Origin of the sequence: Vibrio penaeicida, from assembly GCF_002933855.1 — a bacterium.
GTDB classification, from domain to species: domain Bacteria; phylum Pseudomonadota; class Gammaproteobacteria; order Enterobacterales; family Vibrionaceae; genus Vibrio; species Vibrio penaeicida_A.
This window is the reverse complement of sequence record NZ_BFAQ01000011.1, coordinates 50,169-76,927: the sequence shown is the minus strand read 5'-3', so window position 1 is coordinate 76,927 and position 26,759 is coordinate 50,169. Positions and strand designations below refer to the sequence as shown.

26 protein-coding genes and 1 tRNA gene are annotated in these 26,759 nt (G+C 43.6%); 15 read left to right on the top strand and 12 right to left on the bottom strand.

What is annotated here, in order from left to right; translation table 11 throughout:
* The first annotated feature begins 15 nt into the window (after positions 1–15).
* From flgA to VPNCDNU1_RS03850, 3 genes are all read left to right on the top strand, one after another.
* On the top strand, positions 16–735 hold the full coding sequence (flgA, locus tag VPNCDNU1_RS03860) for a flagellar basal body P-ring formation chaperone FlgA (RefSeq protein WP_104399143.1): 720 nt from the start codon (positions 16–18) through the stop codon (positions 733–735).
* A gap of 121 nt (positions 736–856) precedes the next feature.
* Positions 857–1,168 (top strand): flagellar biosynthesis anti-sigma factor FlgM, encoded by a 312-nt coding sequence (gene flgM / locus VPNCDNU1_RS03855; RefSeq protein WP_101113461.1) that lies wholly within the window; start codon positions 857–859, stop codon positions 1,166–1,168.
* Positions 1,169–1,203: 35 nt separating this feature from the next.
* Positions 1,204–1,629 (top strand): flagella synthesis protein FlgN, encoded by a 426-nt coding sequence (locus VPNCDNU1_RS03850; protein ID WP_104399142.1) that lies wholly within the window; start codon positions 1,204–1,206, stop codon positions 1,627–1,629.
* A 174-nt stretch (positions 1,630–1,803) separates the two neighbouring features.
* On the opposite strand, the gene VPNCDNU1_RS03845 is transcribed toward VPNCDNU1_RS03850, so the two are convergent.
* Positions 1,804–2,232: an LPP20 family lipoprotein gene (locus VPNCDNU1_RS03845; protein ID WP_104399141.1), complete on the bottom strand. Its 429-nt coding sequence runs from the start codon at positions 2,230–2,232 to the stop codon at positions 1,804–1,806.
* A 33-nt stretch (positions 2,233–2,265) separates the two neighbouring features.
* A complete protein-coding gene (locus tag VPNCDNU1_RS03840; RefSeq protein ID WP_104399140.1) occupies positions 2,266–2,901 on the bottom strand; it encodes a FlgO family outer membrane protein in 636 nt (211 codons plus the stop codon).
* A 158-nt stretch (positions 2,902–3,059) separates the two neighbouring features.
* Here VPNCDNU1_RS03840 and VPNCDNU1_RS03835 point away from each other — a divergent pair, with 158 nt between their 5' ends.
* Together VPNCDNU1_RS03835 and VPNCDNU1_RS03830 are read left to right on the top strand one after the other, a co-directional pair.
* Positions 3,060–4,199, top strand: coding sequence for a flagella assembly protein FlgT (locus tag VPNCDNU1_RS03835; protein ID WP_101113457.1), 1,140 nt, complete (start codon positions 3,060–3,062; stop codon positions 4,197–4,199).
* 49 nt (positions 4,200–4,248) lie between these two features.
* Positions 4,249–4,325, top strand: a tRNA-Arg gene (locus VPNCDNU1_RS03830).
* 270 nt (positions 4,326–4,595) lie between these two features.
* On the opposite strand, the gene azu is transcribed toward VPNCDNU1_RS03830, so the two are convergent.
* On the bottom strand, positions 4,596–5,033 hold the full coding sequence (azu, locus tag VPNCDNU1_RS03825) for an azurin (protein ID WP_104399139.1): 438 nt from the start codon (positions 5,031–5,033) through the stop codon (positions 4,596–4,598).
* A gap of 413 nt (positions 5,034–5,446) precedes the next feature.
* Here azu and VPNCDNU1_RS03820 point away from each other — a divergent pair, with 413 nt between their 5' ends.
* The gene (locus VPNCDNU1_RS03820; protein ID WP_101113444.1) at positions 5,447–5,953 is read left to right on the top strand and encodes a Fe3+-citrate ABC transporter substrate-binding protein; all 507 of its coding nucleotides are present in this window, start codon (positions 5,447–5,449) and stop codon (positions 5,951–5,953) included.
* 99 nt (positions 5,954–6,052) lie between these two features.
* Here the strand turns inward: VPNCDNU1_RS03820 and gltX are convergent, their stop codons facing one another.
* On the bottom strand, positions 6,053–7,480 hold the full coding sequence (gltX, locus tag VPNCDNU1_RS03815) for a glutamate--tRNA ligase (protein ID WP_104399138.1): 1,428 nt from the start codon (positions 7,478–7,480) through the stop codon (positions 6,053–6,055).
* 126 nt (positions 7,481–7,606) lie between these two features.
* The gene (locus VPNCDNU1_RS03810) at positions 7,607–7,942 is read right to left on the bottom strand and encodes a DUF2834 domain-containing protein (RefSeq protein ID WP_101113442.1); all 336 of its coding nucleotides are present in this window, start codon (positions 7,940–7,942) and stop codon (positions 7,607–7,609) included.
* A gap of 120 nt (positions 7,943–8,062) precedes the next feature.
* On the opposite strand from VPNCDNU1_RS03810, the gene VPNCDNU1_RS03805 reads away from it, so the two are divergent.
* Both VPNCDNU1_RS03805 and VPNCDNU1_RS03800 read left to right on the top strand, forming a co-directional pair.
* Complete coding sequence (locus tag VPNCDNU1_RS03805) at positions 8,063–10,789, top strand: copper-translocating P-type ATPase (RefSeq protein ID WP_104399137.1); 2,727 nt, start codon at positions 8,063–8,065, stop codon at positions 10,787–10,789.
* 20 nt (positions 10,790–10,809) lie between these two features.
* Positions 10,810–11,253 carry a DUF411 domain-containing protein gene (locus tag VPNCDNU1_RS03800; protein ID WP_104399136.1) on the top strand — a complete coding sequence of 148 codons (444 nt, stop codon included), beginning with the start codon at positions 10,810–10,812 and terminating at the stop codon, positions 11,251–11,253.
* Positions 11,254–11,349: 96 nt separating this feature from the next.
* Here VPNCDNU1_RS03800 and VPNCDNU1_RS03795 read toward each other — a convergent pair whose 3' ends face one another.
* From VPNCDNU1_RS03795 to VPNCDNU1_RS03785, 3 genes are all read right to left on the bottom strand, one after another.
* Positions 11,350–12,939, bottom strand: a complete 1,590-nt coding sequence (locus tag VPNCDNU1_RS03795) for an AbgT family transporter (RefSeq protein ID WP_104399135.1) — start codon at positions 12,937–12,939, stop codon at positions 11,350–11,352.
* Between the two features lie 220 nt (positions 12,940–13,159).
* Positions 13,160–13,303, bottom strand: coding sequence for a type B 50S ribosomal protein L36 (gene ykgO / locus VPNCDNU1_RS03790; RefSeq protein ID WP_004401614.1), 144 nt, complete (start codon positions 13,301–13,303; stop codon positions 13,160–13,162).
* Positions 13,303–13,578, bottom strand: a complete 276-nt coding sequence (locus VPNCDNU1_RS03785) for a type B 50S ribosomal protein L31 (RefSeq protein WP_101113438.1) — start codon at positions 13,576–13,578, stop codon at positions 13,303–13,305. Before VPNCDNU1_RS03785 ends, ykgO begins: the two co-directional genes overlap by 1 nt.
* Before the next feature lie 133 nt (positions 13,579–13,711).
* Here VPNCDNU1_RS03785 and tsaA point away from each other — a divergent pair, with 133 nt between their 5' ends.
* The 5 genes from tsaA (at position 13,712) to VPNCDNU1_RS03760 (ending at position 17,677) form a co-directional block, all read left to right on the top strand.
* A complete protein-coding gene (tsaA, locus tag VPNCDNU1_RS03780) occupies positions 13,712–14,410 on the top strand; it encodes a tRNA (N6-threonylcarbamoyladenosine(37)-N6)-methyltransferase TrmO (RefSeq protein ID WP_104399134.1) in 699 nt (232 codons plus the stop codon).
* 126 nt (positions 14,411–14,536) lie between these two features.
* Positions 14,537–16,252 (top strand): proline--tRNA ligase, encoded by a 1,716-nt coding sequence (locus tag VPNCDNU1_RS03775; RefSeq protein WP_104399133.1) that lies wholly within the window; start codon positions 14,537–14,539, stop codon positions 16,250–16,252.
* Positions 16,253–16,394: 142 nt separating this feature from the next.
* On the top strand, positions 16,395–17,078 hold the full coding sequence (locus tag VPNCDNU1_RS03770; RefSeq protein WP_104399132.1) for a tellurite resistance TerB family protein: 684 nt from the start codon (positions 16,395–16,397) through the stop codon (positions 17,076–17,078).
* Between the two features lie 201 nt (positions 17,079–17,279).
* Positions 17,280–17,486 carry a YaeP family protein gene (locus VPNCDNU1_RS03765; protein WP_104399131.1) on the top strand — a complete coding sequence of 69 codons (207 nt, stop codon included), beginning with the start codon at positions 17,280–17,282 and terminating at the stop codon, positions 17,484–17,486.
* Entirely contained in the window at positions 17,486–17,677 is a 192-nt protein-coding gene (locus VPNCDNU1_RS03760) for a DUF4250 domain-containing protein (protein ID WP_104399130.1), read from the top strand. The genes VPNCDNU1_RS03765 and VPNCDNU1_RS03760 overlap by 1 nt, the downstream gene beginning before the upstream one ends.
* Before the next feature lie 52 nt (positions 17,678–17,729).
* On the opposite strand, the gene VPNCDNU1_RS03755 is transcribed toward VPNCDNU1_RS03760, so the two are convergent.
* Entirely contained in the window at positions 17,730–19,079 is a 1,350-nt protein-coding gene (locus VPNCDNU1_RS03755) for a sodium-dependent transporter (protein ID WP_104399129.1), read from the bottom strand.
* Positions 19,080–19,546: 467 nt separating this feature from the next.
* On the opposite strand from VPNCDNU1_RS03755, the gene VPNCDNU1_RS03750 reads away from it, so the two are divergent.
* On the top strand, positions 19,547–22,090 hold the full coding sequence (locus VPNCDNU1_RS03750) for an Ig-like domain-containing protein (RefSeq protein WP_104399128.1): 2,544 nt from the start codon (positions 19,547–19,549) through the stop codon (positions 22,088–22,090).
* Between the two features lie 87 nt (positions 22,091–22,177).
* Here VPNCDNU1_RS03750 and VPNCDNU1_RS03745 read toward each other — a convergent pair whose 3' ends face one another.
* Both VPNCDNU1_RS03745 and VPNCDNU1_RS03740 read right to left on the bottom strand, forming a co-directional pair.
* Complete coding sequence (locus tag VPNCDNU1_RS03745; RefSeq protein ID WP_104399127.1) at positions 22,178–22,924, bottom strand: YggN family protein; 747 nt, start codon at positions 22,922–22,924, stop codon at positions 22,178–22,180.
* An 86-nt stretch (positions 22,925–23,010) separates the two neighbouring features.
* A complete protein-coding gene (locus tag VPNCDNU1_RS03740; protein WP_104399427.1) occupies positions 23,011–23,493 on the bottom strand; it encodes a transcription elongation factor in 483 nt (160 codons plus the stop codon).
* Between the two features lie 187 nt (positions 23,494–23,680).
* Between VPNCDNU1_RS03740 and VPNCDNU1_RS03735 the strand changes: the two genes are divergently transcribed.
* Positions 23,681–25,600: a RecQ family ATP-dependent DNA helicase gene (locus VPNCDNU1_RS03735; protein WP_104399126.1), complete on the top strand. Its 1,920-nt coding sequence runs from the start codon at positions 23,681–23,683 to the stop codon at positions 25,598–25,600.
* Between the two features lie 4 nt (positions 25,601–25,604).
* On the opposite strand, the gene dinB is transcribed toward VPNCDNU1_RS03735, so the two are convergent.
* Positions 25,605–26,672 (bottom strand): DNA polymerase IV, encoded by a 1,068-nt coding sequence (gene dinB / locus VPNCDNU1_RS03730; RefSeq protein WP_104399125.1) that lies wholly within the window; start codon positions 26,670–26,672, stop codon positions 25,605–25,607.
* Positions 26,673–26,759: the final 87 nt, after the last annotated feature.

The following is a 26,759-nucleotide window of genomic DNA, read 5'->3' as shown; positions in this document are numbered from 1 at the left end:
AAGGTAATTCTCAGTATGCAATCCATATCTAAGTGTAGAGCTTTCTGCAAAAAGTTTGGGAAAAGTATCGGCTTTTGTTTAACTTTCTTTAGCCTATATTGTTCCGCTGCTACTGAGCAACAGATCAAGGATATCCAAAACGCCGCCGAAGCACACGTAAAAGCAACCTTTAAGACAGCCTCATCGGACAAGTTAGATCTTAACGCAGCTAACTTGGATTCGCGCATAAAAGCATCAAGCTGTCCATCACCTTTAGTGACCTCTTCCCCCTCTAATTCTCGTTCAAATACTAATGTAACCGTACTTGTTGAGTGCGTAGAAGACAACTGGCGCGTGTACGTTCCGGTGCGAATAACCTTAGTGCGCCCGTTAGTCACAGCTCTTCGTCCTCTAGCCAGAGGTGAACTAGTTAACAAATCAGATATTAGCATAACTTTTGTCGAACAACGTGCTTATCGTCGGTATGGTTTTAATCAGATCGATCAAGTTGCAGGCGCAAAACTTAAGAAAAACATCCGACAAGGTGACGTTATCGAACGTCGAGATATTTGTGTAGTTTGCCGTAATGAAAGCGTTGTAATTAAAGCGGTTAAAGGGGAGTTAATCATTACCACGAAAGGAACCGCTCTCTCAGATGGTGCTCAAGGTGAGCAAGTAAGAGTGAAAAATACCAAATCAAATCGTATAATTAGTGCTATAGTTACTGGAATTGCAGAAGTAACTGTTACGTTTTGATCTGTATAAATTGGAAAATGAAAAAACTCGATCTTTTGAGTAAATTTTAGTTAAAGTATTCCAAATCCTTGTCGATATAATTTGTACAGGTTCTTTATAATTTGCGAATAAGGCTCAAACTATGGCAAGCATTGATCAATTAAGGTCCGGGCAGAATGTGGCAACCAGCCGCACTCAAACCCGCACAGATTCAAACGCTACGTCGCGTTCTGATTCTGTCGCCGAACCTAAAGGCGGCAAAGACGCTGTCTCGCTTAGCCAAGAAAGCAAAGCGATCGGTCAACTTCACCAGTCCATGGCTGCCGAGCCCAGCTTTGATAGCGCGAAAGTTGCTGCTATTAAAGAGGCAATTGCAAACGGATCCTACACTGTAGATCCGGAGAAGCTGGCAGAAAATATGGTGAAGTTTGAAGATGAACTAGCTGGACTGTAATAGCTGCAGTCCAGCTTTTTTTCATTTCTTAATTTATGGCAACATTAAATAGTCTACTCGAATATCAAATCCAGAATGCTCAATCCCTTTCGGGTCTGTTAGAGCAGGAAAAAATCGCGATCGCTAACCGTGTTTCTAAAGACATCGAATCCTTAGCGAAGCAAAAACTCGCCTTAATATCACAACTCCAACAAACCGACCAACGAATTGCCGAACATACTGACGTTGAGCAGCTTCAATCAAACACCACATTTGCAGATAAAGTAAAGCAAGTGCAATCTCTCGTAGCAGAATGCCAACAGATGAATGAGATCAATGGTGACGCTTTACAGCGCGCTCAGCTAAGCTTCAATAAACTGCATAACCTAATGCAACAAAGCCGCGGCAAGATTGGTATGACCTACAATGCCGGTGGTCAAACTCATACGGTTTCAACACTTGGTACGAATATCAAAGCGTAAACCTATACCTAAGTGACTTCTTTCTAGCTTCTTGGGTATAAACAATATTACTGGATTTAAAAAGCGGCAACCTAATGGGTTACCGCTTTTGTTTGAAGCGATCACTTTAGTTGATGTGATCGTTTGATTAGAGCAATAGTATATTTCGCTGAAGAGAACAGAGGTTTTGTTCAATCAAAATAGAGTCGATTTCTTTTTAATTGGCACTTGCTGGACGTCACCGTATTCACGTAACTTGTCCATCTTTTCTATGTCCAATTTAAGCTCAGTTACGTAATTATCACCTACCGCATAGGTTCTAACGACCTCTGCGCCACGGATCACACCGTCTACAGCGCCAGATGCATACTCGGTGCCTAGACGTTGATCTTCAAGATCCGATCGTGCGCTAACACGTAAACCATACACTTGCTCTGCGAGTTCACGATAGGCATCGACTTTTGAAGCTCTTAACGCACGCACCTGCTTTTCTTCAGCTGTGCGCCCTCTTTGCTCACTAATACTCGCATATCCTACGGCAACCAAAACGTTCTCGCCGCGGTTATTGATAGGCTGACAACCTACTGCCACCAGAACTGTAATTAGTAATAATATCTTTTTCATCTCTCTCACCTTAAATCTCTGCTTTGGGCAATTCTATGGACGTAGAATAATTGTGTTCTGCGTTTTCATCTCTGGATCGGAGCGAATGATCACACCATCCTGAGTTCGAATGCTTCTAAGAGTTTCTAGGTCACGACCAATACGATCTGCTGGTAAGAAACCTTGTGCTGTTGCGACAACAATGCGGGTTTGCATACCAACCACACGTGCGTTTACTAGCACACCACCTTCTTGACGCAACATCGTTCCCGTCAGAACGTATTTGACATCTTGTTCTCTTGCCAACTCTTTCCAGTCACGGCTAAAGGCAAAATCGCCCTCTTGCGTCACTCGAATAGAGCCTGTTGCTTTAAAATCCACCACTTTAAACCCACGACGTTGAAATTGATGAATAAAACCCTCAGAAACTGAGTTCCCTAACCAATTCGTGGTGTCCATATTTTGTAAATCAACAAAAGATGTAATGGCAATTGGTGAACGCGCCGACACGCTGGTATTAGAAAGAATCAACTCCTCAGTTAAACTTTCTACAAAAAAATCCATGGTATGACGAGGCGTATCCATCAGCATAAATCGGCTGCCTGGATACGTGTCTTTACCATCGTATATTGGTGAAAATGCGCAAGACGCTAAAAGCATTGTCATTGCGACTACAAACCATTTCTTCATTCTCTTCATCTCCGGATATACTTGGTGTTATTACTCCAACGTGTTTACCAGTTGTTGGAACAATACTTGCTTTTCCTTAGTTGCTCGCTAAGAAAAAACTCACCGAAACCTGCTAACCAAGTATTTAGCAAAAAACATACCCAAATGGTAAAACACTGATGAAAAAATACGATTTGCGAACCATCTTGTTGATATTCAGTTTGATCTTTTCTACTGGAATTCATGCTGCATGGTATGAAGTCAATGGCGATGCCACCATAGTGTCAACAAAAGAGGCAGCAAGAATTCACGCCATAGAGGATGCGCTATATAAAGCAATGAGTTTTTCTGGTGCCGACATTGGCACGCTCAGCTTCATTCAGCCTTTTCTGGAAGATCCAAGACAGGAATATCAGTTTACCAATCACGAAGTTCGTTATGTCCGCATCGTTAATGAAGACACTTCAGGCGGCAAAGTCAGGTTAAAAGTTAGAGTGGACATTTACCCTTCGGCAAAGGGTTGCCATGTAGACCAGTATAAAAAGACTTTTGCTGTAGGACTTATCGATATACTTGAACCCACTCAAGCCGTTATGGGCAGCATGTATTATCTCGGCAAAGATTACGGCACAATCATCAGCCGCCAATTAAATGAAGAATCACTGAGCTTTTATTCTGTAGGGACAACAGAATATGAAATTAGAAAAGATCAACCAGAAGTCGTCAAAATGCTGGCACAGGACACGGGTGCCCAATACCTTATGACAGCAGCCATTACCGATCTCACTGCCACAGTTGAATCTTCATTGCTTGGGGGAGAAACCATTAACCGCCAGTTTGCCATGGAAGTAAGTGTGTTCGATGGAAAAACTGGCAATGAAATGTACACAAAGAACTATCGTGAAGTGGCACTCTGGCCTTTCCCGAAAACCAGTAAAGTAGACACCAAGGGTGCGCGATTCTGGTCTTCTACCTATGGCGAAATGATGATGCGTGTTAGCCGTAACGTAATGCTGGATCTGGAATCTGAGCTGTCTTGCAAGATCACCTTGCCAGAAATTGTGTCGATAAAAGATAACACCGTAACCATCGACTTAGGTCGCCGTCACGGGGTGAAAAAAGGCGATGTATTGCAGCTTTGGCATACAGGAGCCTTTGTTGATCAGCATGGAATTGCCCGTAATCGCGTGTCTAAGAGTGATATTACGCTTACCGTAACGCGCGTGTATGATAAAGGTGCTGAGCTTTCAATAAATCAACCTAATCTCGCTCGAAGCGTTCAAATTGGCGATGTGATGCACAAACAAATTTTCGACTAAAACCAAACGCTTAACATCGGGAGAAAAATAGGTATGATAAAAATACTCCGCTCCCGTGGCACAGCTGGATAGCGCGGCCCCCTCCTAAGGGGCAGGTCACAGGTTCGAATCCTGTCGGGAGCGCCATATAAAACAAAGCCTTAGCTTATTTTCAAGCTAAGGCTTTTTTGTTTAACGTCCCGCATAGTGGCCACCGATTCAGCATGTAAAAATCTCACTTTATTTAGAAGATTTTCGATACAACGATTAGAGGCATGAAAAAACAATTCAATTATTTCAGCTCGACATGGTGTATTTTTGAAATTTGAGAATGGAGTCGCTTACTTGATGGGACCAGCAGTCATAACTGGCTTAGCGGGAAAGGCGGCAAATTCATTTTGCCGCCTCTTATCTAACCTACTCTACTTTCAATGAACCTTTCATAATTGCCCAGTGTCCTGGGAATGAACAAAAGAACGTCAGGTCTTTACCTTTTAGTTCGGCTGTAGAGAAAGTAATGGACGTGCTTTCACCACCACCAATGATTTTTGTTGCAGCCAGTACGCGCTTGTCACCAGGAGGAACGTAATTATTGTCCAGTCCTGCTTTTGCCGAATCCAACGCTAAGGGTTGGAAGTTTGCCGTTTCCGTCAATACCCAATTGTGCCCCATTACTGCGGAAGCCAAACTACCTACATGTTTTAAATCAACGGTAAAGGATTCACAGCTGGCAGGGACACTAATTGCTTTGGTATTGAACTGCATGGCATCGGTTGCTTCGACGGTCACTTGGCAAGGGTTTGCCAGTGCACTGAATGAAAACAGTCCGAGGAAAGCGATGAGAAACTTCTTCATTTGGGGGCTCCTTAACTTTTCTAATTTAGTTTTTATTTATTGATAATAACACTCATTACCAAAGATCATTTAAGCATAGTGAAATATAAGGTAATAGAGGTTTAGATCATTAAATATGCGACTATATATTGATATTTTCCGTACAAAGGTCTGATTAAGACTCACAAAATAAAATACTAATTGCATAACAATTCTAATTATCGAGCTAGTTATCGATGAGATCTTGATTCATATGTAGAGAAATTTGACAGAAATAATAGAAAGTTTCAGATTTGCTTCGTTCATAAGATGCTTGAATCACTTCTAATGTAAAAGTGTGACTGGGGTGCCGTGTGAGTTGCGACGCTCTTCAAACTAGTGAAAAATTCTTCTATTCTTTTCGCCAAGTAACAAACATATCAATTTCGTCCTTTATGAAGAAAAGCAGCCTAACAACGAGTACCGGGCACAGGTTTATTTCTAAAAGCAAAACTGCATTTAAAATACACATCCACACCCCAGATGACACTGTAATGCATCGCTCTGTGGGGTTTGTGCGCATTGGTGAAAAGAAAGGTTTGAAAAAAGCCATCAAACTACGCAATGAACTTGGTAGAGAAATGTGGGGGAAGTTTTGGCGTCGCTTGTTAAAAGACCCGTACTTAATGACACGCTTACCCCACAGTGTGGAACCTGTCATTGTTTATAAGCCGAACCCAACAAAATCTGACCCTGAACATCGGGATGCGTGTTATTTGGCAAAATGGCGAGAATTCAATGAAAGCGGCGAGTACAAATACAAAACCAAAGTTTGCTCTATTAACAAGCACGGTAAACTTGCTGCTTATACGCAAACTAAAAAAGCGTTACTTGAAGCACACAAAAACAATATCGAGATTCTGACCTATATGGGTCGTCTTAACAGTATTGATTTGAAATAGTAATACCCAAGTCGCCTCAAGATACTAGGTACAGCGAGAGTTGCATTTGAAATAAAAAAAGACCGCATAATAGCGGTCTTTTTCGTTGAAGTACTTCAACTACGCGTTTGCTTCACGTTCTGCAATAAATGCTAATGCCATTTTGATACGTGCAACAACACGATCTTTACCGATCAGTTCCATAACCGCATCAACCGATGGTGATTGGCCACCACCAGTTACCGCAACTCGAAGTGGCATACCGATTTTACCCATACCAATTTCTAGCTCTTCACAAACCGCTGAGATAACACCTTCTTTGATATTTGCTGTTGTCCAATCTTCTAACGCTTCCACTTTTGCAAGCGCTAGCTCCAATGGGCCTTTTGCAACACCACGTAAATGCTTCTTCGCAGCGCCCGCTTCAAACTCAGAGAAATCTTCGTAGAAGTAACGGATTTGCTCTGCAAGTTCTACCAACGTATTGCAACGCTCACCAACCAAAGTGATTACATTTGTGATTGCCGGACCATTTTCAGTGCTTAAGTTTTGATTCTCTAGGTACCACTGAAGGTGCTCTGCGACATATGCTGGATCAGACGTTTTAATATAATGGTTGTTCAACCAATGCAGTTTTTCAGTGTTAAATGCTGAAGCTGATTTAGAAATCGCGTCAAGGCTAAACAGCTTAATCATCTCTTCTTGTGAGAAAATTTCCTGATCACCATGAGACCAACCAAGGCGAACAAGGTAGTTGTTCAACGCATTTGGAAGGTAACCTTCGTCGCGGTATTGCATTACAGAAACTGCACCATGACGTTTTGACAGTTTTGCCCCATCGTCACCAAGAATCATTGCACAATGAGCAAACGTAGGAACTGGCGCACCCAATGCTTCATAAATGTTGATTTGACGAGGGGTATTGTTGATGTGGTCTTCACCACGAACAACATGTGTAATACCCATATCCCAATCGTCTACAACAACAACAAAGTTATATGTTGGCGAACCATCGGTACGGCGGATGATAAGATCATCCATTTGGTCATTGCTGATTTCGATACGACCACGGATTTGGTCATCAAAAACAACACTTCCTTCTTTTGGATTGCGGAAGCGTACTACACACGGATCACCGTCTTTCGCAGCTTCATTTGCAGCTTTAATTTTTGGGTGATTTGCATCGTAACGAGGCATTTCTTTGTTTGCTTCTTGTTCTTCACGAATCTCGTCAAGAAGCTCTTTCGATGCATAGCACTTGTAAGCTTTATCTTCAGCAAGCAATTTATCTACTTGCTCGTTATAACGATCAAAACGCTTAGACTGGAAGTAAGGACCTTCATTCCACTCTAAACCAAGCCATTTCATACCTTCTAGAATCGCATCAACGGCTTCCTGAGAGTTACGCTCCAAATCGGTATCTTCGATACGCAGAACGAATTCGCCGCCCTGATTCTTTGCAAATAACCAAGAGTAAAGTGCGGTACGCGCACCACCGACATGCAGATAGCCTGTTGGGCTAGGAGCAAAACGAGTTTTAACCGTCATGGGATTTCCTTTGGGTGTTTAAAAGCGGCACCCAATAGGGTACCGCGTAAATAAGGATAGAAATTGGCGACATTTTAACACCCAATTGCAATTGTACAATGGGGAAAAATGAAGATGAATGGCGAGTTAAGACGTGCTTTGGAGTGCCATTTGAGTTTCTTGGTGCATCTCACGGAGTAGAAGGTACAAAGGCAACCCAAGAGATACCCCCACAAGGCACGTACCCAAAATGGGTTTCCAAGGTTGAGTAAAGCCAATTTTTTTACTGTCGTACAATATAAATCCAATAAGAACAGCCGCAGAAATCAATACGTCCAACCACGCAAATAACCCTATTTTATTGCTGTTGATGTGCTCGATGATGAGAGAAATTGAAAAACCAAACTCTCCAAGCCAAGAGAGCAAGGCTGAGTAAGGAACCACGGTTCCTACAATGCACGCTACTAAATAAAAACCTTTCATACTGCCTCCTGATATCCATAAGGGAGAAATCCATTCCCAGAAAATATGTAACGCTTGTTGACCTTCCCCTTGATGGAAGGTTTATGCTCAGCACTCATCAAAAATCTGACGAGAAGCGCTATGACTGACTACTCAATCTCACTACACGGATTGAACTGCATGGGGTGTGCAAAGAAAGTAGAAAAAGCTTTGCTCAAAATCCCAGACACATCCGTGATATCAATTGATAAAGACCAAGTCAATCTTGTTAGCTCAGCTCCGTTAAGTGCACTCTTTCTTTCAATTGAAAGTTTAGACTATCAAGCAGGAGTTCAAACTGAGGTTAGGCTATCCGGTTTAAATTGTGGGAAATGTGTTAAGAAATTAGAGCAAGAATTTGCACAACATTCTCACATTGCGCGCTTTGAAGTAACAAAAACGAAAGCCACAGTTGTTGGTCTTTTAAATGAACGCGACATCGTAGAGATTGTTGAAAACACAGGCTACTCCGCCTCTCCATTGAAGAGCCATGATACGGTTGATGTTGATAGTGAATCAGCAAGAAGCGCTTTCGAAGAAGAGAGTCCAAAAAATGATATCTCGCAGAGTCGTGTAACTCCGCCCAAACCGCACTCGGAATCCGAAGCTCTTAATACCATTCAACTAACGCTAACAGGATTGACCTGCGCGAGCTGTGTATCTTCTGTCGAAAAAGCGCTAATGAACGTCGATGCAGCTCAAAAGGTACAAGTAAACCTCGCAGAACAATCTGCATTAGTTTTTGTTCATGACAATTCGAGCGACACCAGTGAAAAGCTGATCCATTCCGTTAAAAATGCCGGTTACGGTGCCGAAGTGGTAACCAACGAACAAGATCGACGAGAACAACAAGCGTTGTTATCAGCTCAAGTTATGACGCACCACAAAAAGGCGTCTCTGCTTTCACTCTCTATCGGTGCTCCGCTGATGATATGGGGTGTTTTGGGCGGCAACATGATGATTCGCCATTCGCAAGATCAGTGGGTATGGGGTGTTATAGGGTTATTGTGTTTATGGCTCCTCGCCGTACCAGGCAAGCATTTCTTCGTTAATGCATGGAAATCGCTGCAACACAAACGCGCTACCATGGATACTTTGGTCGCGCTAGGTACAGGTGCTGCTTGGCTATTTTCTATGATCGTCGTTCTTTTTCCTGAGTGGCTTCCCCCGGCTTCGCGACATGTGTACTTCGAAGCCAGTGCCATGATCATTGGTTTAATTTCGTTAGGTCACTTTATAGAAGCTAAAGCAAAGGCAAAAACCACCCGCTCACTCGAAGCATTGATAAACTTGCAACCCGAGACAGCGATCGTCATTCATGCTGATGGTTCAGAAAAAGAGCTGCCGCTTCAGGCTGTCATAAAGGGCATGAGGCTGCGCATCCAACCGGGCGCAAAAATTCCCGTCGACGGTGTCATTGTCCAAGGTGAAAGCTACATTGATGAATCGATGTTAACAGGTGAACCAGTTCCCAAAACAAAGAAAGTTGAAGACACGGTATCCGCAGGCACACTCAACCAAGATGGATCCTTGGTCATTGAAGCGACGACAATCGGAGAAAACACTATGCTTGCTCGTATTGTCTCTCTCGTTCGTCAAGCGCAAAGCAGTAAACCACAAATAGCCAAACTTGCCGACTCCATTTCTGCCGTGTTTGTTCCTATCGTCGTATCAATCGCTATAGGAGCGTCATTGATTTGGTTTGCAGTTGGTCCTGACCCTAAAGCCAGCTACATGCTCATTGTGGCGACTACGGTTCTTATTATTGCCTGCCCTTGTGCCTTAGGGCTTGCCACCCCTCTTTCCGTTACTGTTGGTATAGGTAAAGCTGCTGAAATGGGCGTCCTAATCAAAGATGCCGATGTACTTCAACAAGCCAGTAAAGTGGATATGGTGGTGTTTGATAAAACGGGCACACTGACTGAAGGTCGACCAAGTGTGGTCAGTGCTCATTATTTAGACAGCTGGACGCCAGAAAGCTTACTTCCTTTGATCTTTGCAGTGGAGAATGCTTCAGAACATCCGCTAGCTAAAGCCCTGTGTCAATTCGCAGAAAAGCATCAAAACAACGGACTTTCTACTGAACGTTTTCAGAATCATCGTGGGCTCGGATTGTCTGCGATCGTGAATAATCAGCAAATTGACGTTGGTAACCGAAAATTCATTGAAGCTAAAGCAGATTTTCCAAACGTTACTAACCAAATTGAAGGTGAGTTTACCGAAGTATTTGTTCTGGTCGATAACCAACCAGCGGCCAAAATATTCATTGCAGATGCCATTAAACCTGACGCTAAAAACGCGGTATCTCTACTTCACGAGATGGGAATAAAAGTTGCCATGCTCTCTGGCGATAACACAACCGTAGCCGAATCTGTCGCCAAAGAACTGAAAATAGATCATGTCATTGCTGATGTGTTGCCCGATCAAAAAGCTTCTCATATTCAATCTTTGCAAGCGCAAGGTTTCTCTGTTGCGATGGTGGGTGACGGTATAAATGATGCCCCAGCCCTTGCTTTAGCTAACGTTAGTATGGCTATGGGTGGTGGTTCTGATTTAGCCATAGAAAGTGCACAAATGACACTTCTGAACGCGTCACCTCTTACGGTTGCAAAAGCCATCAAGCTCTCGAAAGCGACTGTGAGGAATATGAAACAAAACCTATTTGGCGCCTTTATTTACAACACATTAGGCATTCCCATTGCCGCTGGTGCACTTTTCCCTGCTTTTGGATTTTTACTCAGCCCAGTTGTTGCTGGTGCTGCTATGGCACTCTCATCAATCACCGTTGTGAGTAACGCCAACCGCTTGCGATTGTTCGACACAAAATAAACCATAATATGAGGTGAACTATGAAAATCTCCCGCTTTATACTTACACTCGGAATGCTTACATCTGCTTCAGCAATGGCGGCTCAGGTCGTCACCCATAAATCTCCATATTGCGGATGCTGCTCAGAATGGGTGAAACACATGAAAGAATCAGGTTTTGATGTGGATGTAAAAGACCACAAAAACCTTAATCCCGTAAAACAAAAGCTTGGTGTGTCTCCAGAGTTAGCTTCATGCCATACCTCAGAAATTCAAGGCTTTGTGTTTGAGGGTCATATTCCTGCAAGTGACATAAAAGCTTTTCTAGAAAACCCGCCCAAACAAGCGATGGGGCTCGCCGTTCCAGGGATGCCTTTAGGGTCGCCAGGCATGGAATATGGCGATAAGAAAGATCAATACGATGTGTATGCATTCAACGAAAAAGGGCATACCTTTGTGTTTTCCACGCATAACCAAGACGAGTAATCTTGCATAAGTAGGGTTTGTTGCTCGTAATTGAATAAAATAAAAACAAAAAGCCGAAGCAATTGCTTCGGCTTTCGTTATCAATACAGTTGTTCGTTATGGCGTATAGTAAGTCGCTGCGCCAGGACCAACTGGCAAACCAAATACGAATACCCAGATATAGAACAAGAAACTCCAACCCACTAAGAAGCAGATCGAGTACGGCAACATGGTCGCGATAAGCGTACCAATACCTAAGTTCTTCATGTAGCGAGTCGCAACAGCCAAAATCAGACCAAAGTAACTCATCATCGGAGTAATGATGTTCGTCGTAGAATCACCAATACGGTAAGCCGCTTGAATCGTTTCAGGAGCGTAGCCCACCAGCATAAGCATTGGAACGAAGATAGGTGCTGTTACAGCCCACTGAGCAGAAGCAGAACCGATCATCAAGTTGATGAAACCACACATTAGAATAAATGCGAAGAACAACATAGGACCCGTTAAACCTACGCTCTGCAAGAAGTCTGCACCCGCAACCGCAAATACCTGACCAAAGTTAGTCCACTTAAAGAAAGCAACAAACTGAGCAGCAAAGAACACGAGTACGATGTACATGCCCATTGATGACATAGATTTCGCCATCGCATCGATAACATCACGATCCGTTTTCATTGTGCCTACAACTTTACCGTAGACAAAACCCGGAATAGCGAAGAAAACGAAGATAAACGCAACGATACTTTTTAGGAAAGGTGAACCCGCTACTTCACCCGTTACTGGGTTACGTAAAACGCCGTTTTCAGGCACGATAGTCCATGCTAGTAGAGCACTCACCGCAAGAACAGCAAGACCGGCCAACTTCAGGCCTTTTTTCTCTTGTGCACTCAGTTTGCCCATTTCATCTTTAGACAGATCTTCAGACGCTTCTTCTGAATTGTATTTACCTAACTTAGGCTCAACAATTTTCTCGGTAACAAATGCACCAGTTATAGAGATAAAGAAGGTAGAAACAAACATGAAATACCAGTTTGATTCAGGACCAACGGAATATGTTGGGTCAATCATTTGCGCTGCAGTTTCAGTAATACCTGAAAGCAACGGATCAACAGTACCGATAAGTAGGTTTGCTGAGTAACCACCCGATACACCAGCGAATGCTGCTGCCAAGCCTGCCAAAGGGTGACGACCTAAAGAATGGAAAAGCATTGCCGCTAGTGGAATAAGTACCACGTAGCCAAGCTCTGAAGCAGTATTGGAAATGATACCAGCGAAAACAACCGTGAAGGTTACCATGCGCTTAGAAGCACCCATAACCATGCCACGCATTGCTGCAGAAAGTAGACCAGAATGTTCAGCAATCGCGACACCCAACATAGCAACCAATACGGTTCCTAACGGTGCAAAACCAACAAAGTTTTTAACGAGGTTAGTCACGATAAGTTGCAAGCCTTCTGCATTAAGCAGGCTTACAACTTGAATCATGCCGTCCGCAGCACGACCCTTTGCCCCTTCTGGGCGCGGATCCATTACGGAGACTTCAAAGTACCCCGCAATACCGGACATAACCAGAATAGCGACACAGAATATAGCGAATAAAGTAATCGGATGGGGCAATAGGTTCCCCAAATATTCCACACCATCAAGAAAACGTGTAAATAGTGACTTTTTAGGTGGATATTGTGTATTTGAAGCAGATGAACTCATCTGTTCCCTCCTTGTAGTAATTCCTAACCTTTTTGACATACCTATCAAAAAAGCACGCGGAGATTACGTTACATGGAGAGCAAATTAAAGTCATAAGTGTTACAAAAAGTGAATCATTAACAAATTTAAAACCAATTTCACGATTTTATTTAAACTAATCATCCAATAATCTTATAACTTACGACATATCAAATACACAATTAAGAAACTTATTGCATTTCTATTTGCGCTTTTTCACTTTTCCCTGAACCGCTTTAAAGCGAGGGTTTGTTTTGCAAATCACGTAAACACGACCACGGCGTTTCACGATCTGGCAATCTGGGTGACGTTGTTTCGCACTTTTCAAAGAACTTAGAACTTTCATTACTCACTTACCTCTTCTTTTGCTACAGATTTCATCCCGCCAAAACGACGGTTAAAGTTGGCCACTCGACCTTCTTTATTAACAACGCGCTGTTTACCCGTATAGAAAGGGTGTGATTCAGACGAAACATCTAGCGTGTAATATGGGTAAGTATTGCCATCTTCCCATTCAATGGTGCGATCCGTTTGTAGGGTTGAACCAATCAAAAAGTACTTATCTACACTTGTATCGTGAAATACAACTGTTCTGTAATCAGGATGAATATTCGGTTTCATTTGTTAAACTCCAAAAAATCTTAACCGTTATGTTATAACAAAACACATTGATAACGATTCTCAATTGAGAATGCAAGTTTTTTTTGTGTTATGTTCCATTTAGTTCCTGAATTACTACTCTCCATTTCCGACCATGAATCACACTATTTCTCCTATTGGTTTTGTTGAATCCCCATACAAAGAAAAGTTCGCAGTCCCGCGCCAGCCAAGGTTAGCGCCACACTCGACAGCTCGAATTCGTTTATGTGGAAAAGCAAATTCACCTGAAGCAATCAGAGGAATTGAGCAATTTAGCCACATTTGGCTACTTTTTCTGTTTGACCAAAATTTGTCCGCAGGTTGGAAGCCAACCGTTCGTCCTCCGCGATTAGGTGGCAATGAAAGAATCGGCGTATTCGCCTCGCGCTCAACATTTCGACCAAACGGAATGGGTATGTCTGCAGTAGAGCTCAAAGGCGTAACTAAAGAGGGAGATCAGGTATATTTGGAACTGGGAAGTGTCGATTTAGTCGATGGAACCCCCATTATGGACATCAAGCCTTATATCCCCTACTCCGACTCGATTCCAAATGCCACTGGCGGTTACGCAGACCAAGAACCTGAAACGTTAGAAGTCAGTTTTCTCGCTGCGGCATGTGAAGTATTGGACACTCATCCAAATCGCACGCAAATTTACCAAGTGGTCACCGAGGTTTTAGGGCAAGATCCTCGACCTGCATACAAGAAAAACAAACAAGACGACAGAGAATATGCCGTTAATTTGTTCGATTTAAACGTGAAATTTACAGTCAACAACAACTTAGTGGTCGTCAGGGCAATTGAACACTTTTGACAATCACAATTGGCTGATATCATAAGCGGCTTAACTGGGGTTATTGACCCTACATCCTTGAATGGGAAACCTATACTCCAGCCTACTCCGGCTTGAGTATCTAACTTTGATAAACGGATAAATTTAATGCGTACCAGTAACTATCTTCTTTCTACTCTGAAGGAGACTCCAAACGACGCAGAAGTAGTGAGCCACCAGCTCATGCTACGTGCAGGTATGATCCGTAAGCTGGCTTCAGGTTTATACACCTGGCTGCCTACTGGTCTACGTGTATTGCGTAAAGTCGAAAACATCGTTCGTCAAGAAATCAACAATGCAGGTGCAGTTGAAACTTTGATGCCCGTTGTCCAGCCGTTTGAACTATGGGAAGAAACAGGCCGCAGCGAAAAGATGGGCGCTGAACTTCTTCGCCTTACTGATCGCCATGAACGTCCGTTTGTACTTAGCCCTACTGCTGAAGAAGTCATTACAAGCCTAGTGCGTAACGAAGTGAATTCTTACAAGCAACTTCCGCTAAACCTGTACCAAATTCAAACTAAGTTCCGTGATGAAAGACGCCCTCGCTTCGGTGTTATGCGTTCACGCGAATTCTCTATGATGGACGCGTACAGCTTCGATATCGATAAAGACGGCCTACAGAAATCTTACGAAGCCATGCACGACGCCTATTGTAAAGCGTTCGATCGCATGGGCCTTAACTACCGTCCTGTTCTTGCCGATACAGGCGCTATTGGTGGTAACGGTTCCCACGAATTCCACGTTTTGGCAGAAAGCGGGGAAGACCTCATCGCTTTCTCTTCAGAGTCGGATTACGCGGCAAACATTGAAAAAGCAGAGGCACTCGCCCCAGCAACAGAACGTGCAGCGCCAACTCAAGAAATGGCAATGGTGGATACACCAAATGCAAAAACCATTGCAGAACTAGTTGAACAATTTGATCTAGCCATTGAAAAGACGGTTAAGACGCTATTTGTAAAAGCGTCTGACGAAGTTGAAGCAGACATCATTGCGCTTATTATTCGCGGTGACCACGAGCTTAACGAGATTAAAGCGGAAAACCTAGCGCAAGTTGCCTCTCCTTTAGAGATGGCGACTGAAGAAGAAATTCGCGCACTGATTGGAGCGGGTCCAGGTTCTTTAGGTCCAGTTGGTCTTGAATTGCCGTTCATCGTTGATCGTAGCGTTGCTGCAATGAGCGATTTTGGTGCGGGTGCAAACATTGATGACAAACACTACTTCGGTATTAACTGGGGTCGTGATGTCGAGCTTGGACAAGTCGAAGACCTACGTAACGTTGTCGAAGGCGATCCTAGCCCATGCGGTCAAGGCACAATTCAGCTGAAGCGCGGTATCGAAGTCGGCCATATTTTCCAGCTAGGTAAAAGCTACTCAGAGAAGATGAATTGTGGCGTGCTTGGTCCTGATGGTAAAAATACCATTCTAGAAATGGGTTGTTATGGCATTGGTGTTACTCGTGTTGTTGCTTCTGCAATAGAACAAAACCACGACAAACACGGCATTATTTGGCCAGATGCTATCGCACCATTCCAAGTTGCCATTGTTCCTATGAACATGCACAAATCAGAACGTGTTAAGGAAGCAGCAGAAAAACTGTACGCTGAACTAACCGCAGCAGGCATTGAAGTCCTGTTTGATGATCGTAAAGAGCGCCCAGGTGTCATGTTCTCGGATATCGAGCTGGTGGGTGTTCCTCATACTATCGTTATCGGTGATCGCAGTATGGACGAAGGTAACTTCGAATATAAAAACCGCCGTAAAGGTGAGAAAACAGCTGTAGCTATCGATAACATCATAGAGCATATTCAAGCGCAACTTGCCTAATACAATTCACTGACTTCTTTCATCAGTTCGAAATCTTCCAAAGGAGCAACATTGTTGCTCTTTTTTCTTTTCTGACCACCATTCATCTTTAATTCATATTGCGAAACGTATTCTGGGTTTGTTGTTTAAAACGGAGTCGAGTATGGATCTCAAAAGCCTATTAAACCAAGCACTAAATTCTGATTTGATGAAACAAGGCAGTCAAACTCTTAGCCAAAGTGCACAAAGTCTCGGAAACAGTGCGCAAAAGCTAGGTCAAGACAAAAGCCAGTTAGCAACATTAGGAGCTGGTGCAGTAGGAGGTGGTTTAATTGGGTTACTCATGGGATCCAAAAAGTCCCGTAAAATGGGGAAGAAAGCATTAGGAGTCGGCAGTGCCGCAGCTTTAGGTGCTTTGGCTTTTAAAGTGTACAACGACTGGCAGAAAAGCCAGCCGGGGAATACTTCCCCTTCTCCCTCTTCTTCACCTCAGTTGAGTGAAGATCAACACAGTATTTTAATTCTAAAAGCTATGATAGCTGCCGCAAAAGCGGATGGTCATGTTGATGAACAGGAACAATTAAAAATTCAACAAGCCGTCACAGAGCTCGGTGCGGACGATTCAGTCAACCAATTGGTTCAATCGGAGTTAAACAAACCTCTCGATCCTTCAGACATCGCTCGATCTGTCTCCAATAAAGAGCAAGCAGCCGAAGTCTATCTCGCGTCATTACTTGTCGTTGACGAGCAAAATTTCATGGAAAGAAGTTATTTAAAAGAACTTGCTACCCAGTTAGGGCTTGCTGATGACTTAGTGTTGCAGCTAGAGGCTCAAGTTAATACATAACCGTTTTACTCAGATGGCTCTGCTCCCCCTTTTAGGAGCCATCTGAGACTTTACCCTGCCTTAAAATGCTCAAATAACAATCACTCCATTCCCCATATTGCGCTAAGACAAATTCCTATTTTGAGTTTGTTTTTTTGTATATTGAGGTGAATATCGTAACTCTGTATATTGACTCCAGTTTTCATTTTCTAGGTAATCTTTATGAAAGTATTCGATTGTTGTGAACTCATTCGTCAGATGTACGCTCAAATTGGCAGTGGTGATCAAGCTTACGTGCCGAACGCGATTGCATGTTCAATTCGTACCTTTAACGACATAGCATCAGACACAGCCCTCCCTAACGAAGTGCGTGAGAAAGCCGCTTTTGCTGCAGCTAATTTATTGATTTCGGATTTTGAGGACAAATAATGAATTTAGCCAACTACGAATCAATGGACCCCGTCATGCTGATGAGCATTGTAAATATGAAGCTTCGCGATGATTTTGGCGGCGACCTCGACAAGCTCGTTGTATTTTTTGACATTGATAAAAGCAAGCTGGAAGCGAGATTGGCAACAGCAGGTTTTGACTTTTTACCTGATGCTGGACAGTTCAGATAAAAAAATGCCGCTCAGTTCAAACTTGAGCGGCATTTTTTATTTCTAATTTCTATTAACCAAATGAAGCCCAGATGACCGTAGCGACAAGCACTGGGCAAACAAACTTCACGTACGCTGGCCAAATTTTACCGAACCAGCCCAATTGAAAGTCTGGGTTACCGAGTTCGAGTTCTTTAATTTTTGAATGTCGATTCCACACCCATCCACCAAACAGGCAGAACATTAATGCAGCGGTAGGCTGTAAATATTGAGTCGCAACCATTGCAACCAATCCAAACAGCTCACCAAAATTAAATACAATGACGACACTAAACAGTGCAATTAAACCGCCTAATATCCAGCTTGTGGTGCTGCGTTTCGATTCCAAACGTTCACTCACCAAAGCGACTGGGCACTCCAGCATGGAGATAGATGACGTGAGCGCTGCAATTGTAAGAAGTAAGAAGAAAATGATCGCAAACAGCTGACCAAGCAAACCAAGGCTTTCGAACATCAAAGGCAGAACAGTGAAAACTAAAGTATCAGAGCTCAGTAAAGAACCATCTTCTGCATAAATCTGTACGCCTTTTTGCATGGCAACGAACATCGCAGGCAAAACCACTAAACCAGCGATGAAAGCGACCGCGGTATCCACCAGCGTGACATTCATTGCCATTTTAGGCAGATTTTCTTTTTTGCTCAGGTATGAACCATAAATGAGCATCGAACACCCACCAATCGTCAGTGAGAAAAAGCCTTGTCCCATTGCCGCCAGAATCAGTTTTCTATCCCAAATTTTTTCGAAGTCAGGAATCAAATAATGCTTAAGCCCTTCTACCGCACCTGATTGCATCATGATGTAGACGAAAAGCAATGCAAACAAAACAAACAGCGCGGGCATTAATCGAGTCGACCACTTTTCTATCCCCTGCTTAACCCCACCTTGAACAATCAAAATAGTCAGAACATAAAAAACCAATGTTCCAAACAGGTTTCTTTCAACGCTAAAGCCTTTAAACCATTGAGCTACGGACGCAAAACCGAACAGCTCGGTTATCGCCCCTAACAAGAAACAGATTAACCACCCACCCACGATGGAATAAAAAGCAAGAACGGCACTTGGTACGCTAAGACCAATCCAACCGACTAAGCCTCCGACTTTTTTACCTAGCGGGTTCTCCGTAAGTGACTTCATACTATCGACTGGGTTGGCTTGACCATGACGTCCTATCGCCATTTCAACAACCAACATAGGAAAAGCCACGACAAGGATCATGAAGAGGTACACCATTAAAAATGCACCGCCCCCATTACTCGCAGCCTGAGTGGGGAAACCCCATATATTTCCAAGACCTACCGCTGCACCAGCTGCCGCCAACACGAAGCCCAATCTCGATCCAAAATTTTCTCTTGTATTTGCCATACTACGCTACTGACACACTTGCGAACTAGTTGGCTAGTACAATAGTGTTTTACACAGGCAATAACAAGAGCATGCAGCAGTAATACCCATTCGAACGCACAAATTACAAACAATTGGTCTAAAAATATAGAATTGCGTCGAAAAGTATTCTCCTTCAGGCGACGAATCAAAAATACACATGAAATTTTCCGAACAAATTAAGGTGAAGTGCCTCGAAAACATACTGAAACTCAAGAACCTCAGAATATTTCTCTGTGATATTCAATCTAGTTTTGCAATTAATTCAATATCCTAACAATGACATTGTTTAACTCTCCGTCTAATAAATAGAGACTTTGTGCGTTTATAAATTAAGCACTTTATACCCAAGCAACCTTTCAGAAATGACGTAAGCCGTCATATTAGGCTGCTTGAGCAAGTTCTGGGGGCAGTCGTATATCCCCATACTTTTTAAGACGGGAGAAGAAATGAAAAGGACAATTATCAGCGGTGCAATACTGTCCGCTTTAAGCTTGACCAGTGCTGTTCAAGCGGCAACGGTCGATTGTAGAACACTGCCAGTTTGGCAGCCAGATGGCGCCTACTCTACGGACGGAAAGGTTCAACAAGATAACAACGCGTATCAGGCAAGATGGTGGTCGCAGGGGAACTCGCCAGCAACTCACTCTGGTGATTGGCAAGAATGGAAATGGCTAGGTGCGTGTGGTGGTTTCAACGCATCTCCTGAAGTGAGCATTACATCGCCACTCAACAATGCTCAGCTAACAACGGGCCAAGTCATTGGTTTACAAGTGAACGCCTCCGACATTGATGGCAGCATCGCGCAAGTCGAGTTTTTCTTGTCTGGTGTAAGTTTGGGCGTAACAACAGCCGCGCCTTACACGCTAGATTGGACGACGGAAACAGGCAACCATACCATTTCTGCTATTGCGACCGACAACTTAGGCGCAACGAACGAATCAACAGTTCTAATACAGGTAGCGCCGGCAGGTGGATTGGTGGCACCAAGTATCGACCTAACATCCCCAACAGGTTCTGAATCTGTCACTCAAGGTGACGTACTGACTCTATCCGCTAATGCAGCAGATACCGATGGCACAGTTACACAAGTCGAATTCTATGTGGACAGCAACCTTGTTGCGACAGACACAGCAGCGCCATTTGAACATAACTGGACAGCTCAAGCTGGTGCTCATACTGTTTCTGCTAAGGCAACAGATAACGACAACCTTTCAACAGCTAGCCAAGAGGTATCTGTGAATGTGAAGTCGGCGTCCTCTGGTGGTTGTGCTGATGCTACGCCTTATGTTGCAGGCACTGCATACAGCGCAGGTGCGTTGGTCGAAAATGCTAACCAGAAATACCGTTGTGACGTTGCTGGTTGGTGTTCATCCAACTCAGCGTGGGCATACGAACCGGGAGTGGGTGAATACTGGAAAGAAGCATGGACTGGGTTAGGTGCATGCAGTGCAGCCCCAGAAGTCACCTTAACAGCACCTTCTACTGGTGATGTTATTCTCGCTGGCTCAACCGTAACGGTAAATGCGCAAGCGAGTGATGCAGACGGAAACGTAACGCAAGTTGAATTCTTTGCAAACAACACCAGTTTAGGTATTGATACTCAAGCACCATACACCGTTAATTGGCAAGCAACGGCCGTAGGTGAAACCACGGTGAAAGCCATCGCCACTGATAACGGTGGCTCAACAGGCGAAGCAAGTGCTTTGGTTACCGTGAGTGACCAACCCGTTGTTACCCGACTCACTTCTCCCGCAAACGGAAGTACCGTTGGCGTCGGTAAATCAACGGCAATCAGCGCGGACGCAACCAGCTTAACAGGTACAGTTCAAAGCGTTGATTTCTTGGTTAATGGCTCTGTTATTTCATCGGACACTACTGCACCTTACAGCGTAAATTGGACACCTGCTGCAATCGGTAACTACACCCTAACTGTTATTGCCAAAGATTCCTCTGGAAACAGCGCGGTTTCATCCGGTGTTACTGTTAATGCGGTTGAGCAAGTCGCCAAGAAACATAACCTTATTGGTTACTGGCATAATTTTGTGAACGGTTCAGGCTGTCCACTTCGTTTGGCTGATATGTCTGAGCGTTGGGATATTATTGACATTGCGTTTGCAGATAACGATCGTAACAGCGACGGTACTGTTCACTTCAACTTGTATTCAGGTGATATCCACAGTTCTTGCCCTGCACTCGATCCAGCTCAGTTCAAGCAAGATATGGCAGCGCTGCAAGCCAAAGGGAAAATCTTTGTTCTGTCTTTAGGCGGTGCTGAAGGGACAATTACCTTAAACACTGACCAAGATGAAACCAACTTTGTGAACAGCTTAACAAGCATCATCAAAGAGTGGGGCTTCGACGGGTTGGACGTTGACTTAGAAAGTGGTTCAAACCTATTACATGGCTCTCAAATACAGGCTCGTTTAGGTCGTGCTCTTAAAGCGATAGAAGCGAATACTGGTGGTGATATGTACCTAACAATGGCACCTGAGCACCCATATGTTCAAGGAGGAATGATCGCGTACACTGGTATTTGGGGTGCTTACATTCCAGTGATTGACCAAGTTCGTGACACACTAGACTTGCTTCATGTTCAGCTATACAACAATGGTGGTTTGCCTAACCCATACATGCCAGGTGCTGCCCCTGAAGGTTCCGTTGATATGATGGTAGCGTCAGCAAAAATGCTCGTTGAAGGGTTTAAACTGGCTGATGGTACTCAGTTCGCTCCGTTACGTGACGATCAGGTAGCCATTGGTTTACCATCTGGTCCTAGCAGTGCTAACTCTGGTCAAGCTCCAGTCCAAAACATCTATGATGCGCTCGACTGCTTAATTAAAGGCACGAAATGCAGCACGGTTGTGCCTGCTAAGCTGTATCCAAGTTTTGGTGGCGTGATGACATGGTCTATTAACTGGGACCAACACGATGGCTTCAACTTCTCAGTACCTGTAGGTAATAAATTAGACCAACTGAATGCGGGGCAATAACGATTTACTGAATCAACACAGGTAACTAAATAGAGAAAGGGGAGCTATTCGCTCCCCTTTGTTGTCTGTTTTGTAGTATTGAAAGTATTAGATTAAGAATACTGGGTAGTCTTTTAGAGCTGGTATTTTCTCATGCAGTTTTTGTTCTTCACCCGCCACATCTTTTAGCTGTTCACAGTATTGCTGAGCTTCTTTGCGAATCTCCTCCGACTGCCCTTCAATCTTTTCTTTCAGCGTATCTTTTAGTGAACCCAACTGCTTTTGCAATTCAGTAAAATTAATACCGCCTTCCGTCTTCATTTTTTCAGACAAAGCAGAAAACGCGCTGGAGAAAAACTCCCCATTAAACTTTTCCATCGCACCATCAAAGTCATTCTTCCAATTACTGAAGGCATCACCAAACGCATTTTCCTTAAGAACAAATTCCCCGTCTTGGTAGTAGCGAGATTCGAGATCAGTGTAAAAATCATCGATGGCAGATTTCACATTATTGAACGCTTGACTGTCGTTAAAACTGGCGCTGACATCATCAACAATGTCCTTTGCGAGATCAGCGCCGTTATTAGCAATGTCTTTGGCTCTTGGCACATATTCGTTCATTTTTTCACGGTACGAGTCTACAGCCTGATGCTGCCATTCATCGAGCGCTAACTTCTCACCATTAATAAAGACATTATTGTCTTTATCTATTAGAACCTTTGCTTCCCCTTTCTGGTAAACCTCTACTCGATTTCCATCTAAATGGACTTCATTTTCGACATCGACCTTACATTGCGAAGCATGAGAGTAAGTACTTATTGTTAGCAGTGCTAACCCTATCCATTTGATATACATAGTCACCTCAAAATAGACCCATGTTCAATTTTCGCTAACAGAATAATCAAGCTAACAAAGTTAATGGGTGAATTGTCAGTAATTTGTTATAACAGCTCAACGACTTCAAAGTTGGTCTGTAGATTTCCAGCCAACAATTGTATTTCGTCGCCCAGATACTTTCCTTTCAGCTGCTGCCCTAAAGGTGCCTTTAATGTCACACTTGCTATCGGCTCACCATTAAATTCGACAGTCGTTCCACCAGCCGTGGGGGCGATGAAATACCAGCTCTCATTTCCATTAAGATCGTCAAGCTTTACCAAAGCAGATACAGCAATCGGTGTGTCTTCATTAAATTCTCGAAGCACTAACTCAGAATAAAGCCGAATGTTCTCTTCACACTCAGCGACTCGCTGTGCTTGGCCATGAGCAAGATACGCCGCTTCTAATGCCAACGTATCGTATTTATGTTCTGGTACTGTCTCTTCATCTGTCGCGGATTCAATAGCTGTTTGAGCGGCATTTAACGCTGTTTTATGTATGCGGTGTAATTCATCAAGAAATACCTGCCGAACCTCAGACTTATTCATATTTTTATGCACCAAACTTAAAACCATTAGAATCATGGATCTGTTAGAAACCTAGACCTGCTACAAGCTTAGGCCTGTCAGCAACTTAGATCTTTTAGAAACTAGAGGCTGTTAGAACTTTAAAGTCTGTTAGAACTTTAGGACCTGTTAGAATAGCCGGATTGATATGGAAAGGGGAAGGTTTTACATGGTCAATCAGGCTATTCGCCAAAGTTTGCAGCACGTATTCGGCTTTAACGAGCTAAGAAAAGGTCAGAATGACGTAGTGAATCACGTGCTGCAAGGTCATTCTAGTGCGGCAATTTTTCCGACTGGTTCAGGTAAATCCCTTTGCTACCAGCTGCCCGCCTTACACCTTCCCCACTTAACTTTGGTGATCTCACCGCTATTGGCATTAATAAAGGATCAACTTCAATTTTTAAAAAGTAAAGGCATTGAAGCCGAGTCCATCGATTCAACCCAAGACAGAGAAACCACTCAACGCATCATGCAGTCTGTTCGAAATGGGACAACAAAAATACTGATGATTTCAGTTGAAAGGTTGAAAAACGAGCGCTTTCGCCAATTCATTTCACAAGTTCCAATCTCTATGATGGTCGTGGATGAAGCGCACTGTATCTCTGAATGGGGACACAACTTTCGCCCTGACTACCTAAAGCTGCCTCAATACCAACAAGCTTTGAATATTCCACAAGTGCTACTGTTAACCGCTACGGCCACACCGCAAGTCATCTCAGACATGCAGAGTAAATTTGCCATTCAGCCGGAACACATCACCGTTACGGGATTTTATCGTTCTAACTTGCATTTAAATATTCAAACTTGTCTTGCCGAAGATCGGTTGGAAAAGTTGGCAAAAATTATCAATGAGTCCCCTTCAGAGCCCACCATTGTTTATGTCACTTTGCAGCAAACGGCTGAACAAGTTGCCGGGTTCCTTCGTAATCACGGGGTACAAGTTCAGGCTTACCATGCGGGTTTAAAAAGCGAAGATCGCGAGCGCATACAACATGCATTTATGCAAGGTCATGTTCCTTGCATAGTCGCCACCATAGCCTTTGGAATGGGAGTGGATAAAGCCGACATTCGCCGCGTTATTCATTTTGATTTGCCAAAGTCTATCGAAAACTACTCCCAAGAAATTGGTCGAGCGGGTCGAGACGGGCAAAGCTCCCAGTGTATTTTGCTTGGCGACAAGTCGGGGTTAACAGTATTAGAGAACTTTGTATACGGCGACACACCCGACGCTCATTCCATTCAAATGGTCATTGAGCAGATATACGAACACTCAGACGAGTGGAGCATTATGCTTAATAGGCTTTCAAAAGAGGTCAACATTCGTCAACTTCCTTTGAAGACCTTACTGGTTTATCTTGAACTGCAAAACGTCATTGAACCAAGGTTTACCTATTTCGCTGATTACCGATTTAAGTTAAATGTCGATCTACACGCGATTTTCCAGCGATTTCAAGGGGAAAGAAAACAGTTTGTGGAAGCGATTTTCCAATGCTCTCCCAAAGCCAAGACTTGGCACACCTTGGATTTTGATGCTTTATGGCAAGGCTACTCAGCAGAGCGAAGCCGAGTGGTTTCTGCATTGGACTACTTTCATGAAAACGGCTGGATAGAGTTAGAAAGCAAACAAGCCACCGACGTTTACCGTATACTGGACACTCAGAAATCGCCCCACGAATTAGCTGAGCAAATGCATCTATTGTTCGAACAAAAAGAAGCCAGCGAAATCAATAGAATTAGGGAGATGGTGGCATTCTTTGAGGATGATAGATGCTTAAGCCATCAACTAGCTCGTTACTTTGCAGATGAAAATGCCCCTTCAAACTGCCAACATTGCTCGGTTTGCGACGGGCATGTTGCCACATTGCCATCTTCAAATTCGGCTGAATATGAACGAGATAATATCCCGCATTGGATTGCACCTTACCAAAATGCATTGAAAGATAAGGCAACACCAAAAGCTCTGGCGCGCTTCTTATGCGGGATCACCACACCAGAATCGACTCGACTTAAAGCTAGGCAAATGGAAGGGTTTGGTCGGCTGGAAAGCACTCCGTTTAGTGAAGTTCTTGAGTTAGTGGCAGCCATTTAAGTTTTCAGAAAAAACTGAGCTGTCTCGCTTCTTGTTCGGGTTTGAGCATCACGTTCAGCCCGAGCAAACGAATCTCTCTTCCTTTCTGACGTTGCAGTACCTTTTCTAATAAACCTCGAAAATCTTCTAGCTCTAATTCACCATGAATATGCTCTATCGTGGTTTGCTGAAAATCCGCAAATTTCATTTTTATACCCTGTTTAATGATCGCCTTTTCTGGTGATGCTTTCACTAAACGATGTTCTAACTCAGGGAAGAGCTTGTCTGCAATCACCTTCCAACATTCATCAAACGTGCGAATATTTTGGGAAAAAGTGCGTTCTACACCAACCGATTTTCGCTCGCGCTCAGTAACAACTTCTCGATTATCAATACCTTGGCTGCGCTTCCATAACGACTCACCTTGGCGACCAAATTGGGTCAGCAGTGAACGATAATCCGATTTGCGAATATCTCGACAAGTAAAAAAACCCGCAGTATTCAGCTTTTCTAAGGACACTTTTCCCACACCAGGGATTTTATCAAGTGTAAGCGAATCAATCGTTTCCTGAACCTTGTCTGGTGGGATCACGCACAAGCCATTCGGTTTATTAATGTCGGATGCGACTTTCGCTAGGAATTTGATAGGAGCAACGCCCGCCGAAGCTGTCAATTTTAATTCATTCCAAATGTCATAACGGATCGCCTCCGCTATCAAAGTGGCACTGCCATGAAGAACTTGAGTTTCAGTAACATCCAGATAGGCTTCATCAAGGGACAGAGGTTCAATGACCGAAGTATACCGTTCAAAAATTTCGCGTATTTTTCGTGAGGTATCAACGTAAACTTGCATCCGCCCCGGCACCACCAGCAAATTGGGACAGAGTTTCAAAGCTTGCCCTGTTGGCATTGCTGATCGAATACCAAATCGACGCGCTTCATAATTACACGTACTCAGAACACCGCGTTGCTTTTCACTTCCTCCAACGGCAAGAGGTCGCCCTCTATAGGCGGGGTTATCGCGCATTTCCACTGCGGCATAAAAACAATCCATATCCACATGAATTATTTTCTTCATCGCATCATTTGCCATTACCTAAATGCTCTCACACAGATACTGTATAAAAAATCAGTATAATAAAAGTCTGAAGCATTGCACAGCATTTACCAAACTCTCCTG

Bases quoted from the DNA above. Each gene is read 5' to 3' on its own strand.
- VPNCDNU1_RS03750 (WP_104399128.1), top strand. From the start codon at position 19,547: ATGAAAAGGACAATTATCAGCGGTGCAATACTGTCCGCTTTAAGCTTG.
- VPNCDNU1_RS03800 (WP_104399136.1), top strand. From the start codon at position 10,810: ATGAAAATCTCCCGCTTTATACTTACACTCGGAATGCTTACATCTGCT.
- VPNCDNU1_RS03845 (WP_104399141.1), bottom strand. From the start codon at position 2,232: ATGAAAAAGATATTATTACTAATTACAGTTCTGGTGGCAGTAGGTTGT.
- VPNCDNU1_RS03785 (WP_101113438.1), bottom strand. From the start codon at position 13,578: ATGAAACCGAATATTCATCCTGATTACAGAACAGTTGTATTTCACGAT.
- VPNCDNU1_RS03850 (WP_104399142.1), top strand. From the start codon at position 1,204: ATGGCAACATTAAATAGTCTACTCGAATATCAAATCCAGAATGCTCAA.
- VPNCDNU1_RS03795 (WP_104399135.1), bottom strand. From the start codon at position 12,939: ATGAGTTCATCTGCTTCAAATACACAATATCCACCTAAAAAGTCACTA.
- VPNCDNU1_RS03740 (WP_104399427.1), bottom strand. From the start codon at position 23,493: ATGAATAAGTCTGAGGTTCGGCAGGTATTTCTTGATGAATTACACCGC.
- VPNCDNU1_RS03765 (WP_104399131.1), top strand. From the start codon at position 17,280: ATGAAAGTATTCGATTGTTGTGAACTCATTCGTCAGATGTACGCTCAA.
- VPNCDNU1_RS03755 (WP_104399129.1), bottom strand. From the start codon at position 19,079: ATGGCAAATACAAGAGAAAATTTTGGATCGAGATTGGGCTTCGTGTTG.
- VPNCDNU1_RS03820 (WP_101113444.1), top strand. From the start codon at position 5,447: ATGAAGAAAAGCAGCCTAACAACGAGTACCGGGCACAGGTTTATTTCT.
- dinB (WP_104399125.1), bottom strand. From the start codon at position 26,672: ATGGCAAATGATGCGATGAAGAAAATAATTCATGTGGATATGGATTGT.
- VPNCDNU1_RS03735 (WP_104399126.1), top strand. From the start codon at position 23,681: ATGGTCAATCAGGCTATTCGCCAAAGTTTGCAGCACGTATTCGGCTTT.
- VPNCDNU1_RS03835 (WP_101113457.1), top strand. From the start codon at position 3,060: ATGAAAAAATACGATTTGCGAACCATCTTGTTGATATTCAGTTTGATC.
- tsaA (WP_104399134.1), top strand. From the start codon at position 13,712: ATGAATCACACTATTTCTCCTATTGGTTTTGTTGAATCCCCATACAAA.
- VPNCDNU1_RS03745 (WP_104399127.1), bottom strand. From the start codon at position 22,924: ATGTATATCAAATGGATAGGGTTAGCACTGCTAACAATAAGTACTTAC.
- gltX (WP_104399138.1), bottom strand. From the start codon at position 7,480: ATGACGGTTAAAACTCGTTTTGCTCCTAGCCCAACAGGCTATCTGCAT.
- azu (WP_104399139.1), bottom strand. From the start codon at position 5,033: ATGAAGAAGTTTCTCATCGCTTTCCTCGGACTGTTTTCATTCAGTGCA.
- VPNCDNU1_RS03840 (WP_104399140.1), bottom strand. From the start codon at position 2,901: ATGAAGAAATGGTTTGTAGTCGCAATGACAATGCTTTTAGCGTCTTGC.
- flgM (WP_101113461.1), top strand. From the start codon at position 857: ATGGCAAGCATTGATCAATTAAGGTCCGGGCAGAATGTGGCAACCAGC.
- VPNCDNU1_RS03775 (WP_104399133.1), top strand. From the start codon at position 14,537: ATGCGTACCAGTAACTATCTTCTTTCTACTCTGAAGGAGACTCCAAAC.
- VPNCDNU1_RS03805 (WP_104399137.1), top strand. From the start codon at position 8,063: ATGACTGACTACTCAATCTCACTACACGGATTGAACTGCATGGGGTGT.
- flgA (WP_104399143.1), top strand. From the start codon at position 16: ATGCAATCCATATCTAAGTGTAGAGCTTTCTGCAAAAAGTTTGGGAAA.
- VPNCDNU1_RS03770 (WP_104399132.1), top strand. From the start codon at position 16,395: ATGGATCTCAAAAGCCTATTAAACCAAGCACTAAATTCTGATTTGATG.
- VPNCDNU1_RS03760 (WP_104399130.1), top strand. From the start codon at position 17,486: ATGAATTTAGCCAACTACGAATCAATGGACCCCGTCATGCTGATGAGC.
- ykgO (WP_004401614.1), bottom strand. From the start codon at position 13,303: ATGAAAGTTCTAAGTTCTTTGAAAAGTGCGAAACAACGTCACCCAGAT.
- VPNCDNU1_RS03810 (WP_101113442.1), bottom strand. From the start codon at position 7,942: ATGAAAGGTTTTTATTTAGTAGCGTGCATTGTAGGAACCGTGGTTCCT.